The 399-nt window shown below is 44.9% G+C and carries 1 protein-coding gene; it reads right to left on the bottom strand.

The window, feature by feature from the left end:
* On the bottom strand, positions 1–399 hold a 399-nt coding region (locus NRL14_RS20825; protein ID WP_306725520.1), incomplete at both ends, for a group II intron maturase-specific domain-containing protein.

A 399-nucleotide genomic window follows, 5' to 3' on the forward strand; every position in this document is an offset into this window, starting at 1 on the left:
TCATTGCCTAACGCAATGTTAATTCCTTTTGTTTTTGAGCTTCTACAAGGGCCTTTACTGGTGATACCACAGGCTATGGCGAGTCGTTCGCTAACACCCAATTTCATTAAACTGCGTACTTTGGTGCGAGGTTTACGCCATTGCCGCCAGTAGCACATTCTTATCCTACGGCGGATCCAGTGATCTAAATCCACCGTTAGCTGATAAGCGTTGGCTATTAGGTAGTAGTGTCCCCAGCCGCGTAAATACTGCGTGAGTTTATGAATTTGTAGGGTCATTGAGATCCCCCAGTTGCGATTAGTGAGTTCTTTTACATTTGCTTTAAATTTCTTTAGCGCCTGTTCATGGATCTGCACTTGACCGTAACGGAAGGTAAACCCGAGAAATTTCGAGCCTGAT

Origin of the sequence: Pseudoalteromonas sp. 20-92, from assembly GCF_030847595.1 — a bacterium.
Classification (GTDB): Bacteria; Pseudomonadota; Gammaproteobacteria; order Enterobacterales; family Alteromonadaceae; genus Pseudoalteromonas; species Pseudoalteromonas fuliginea.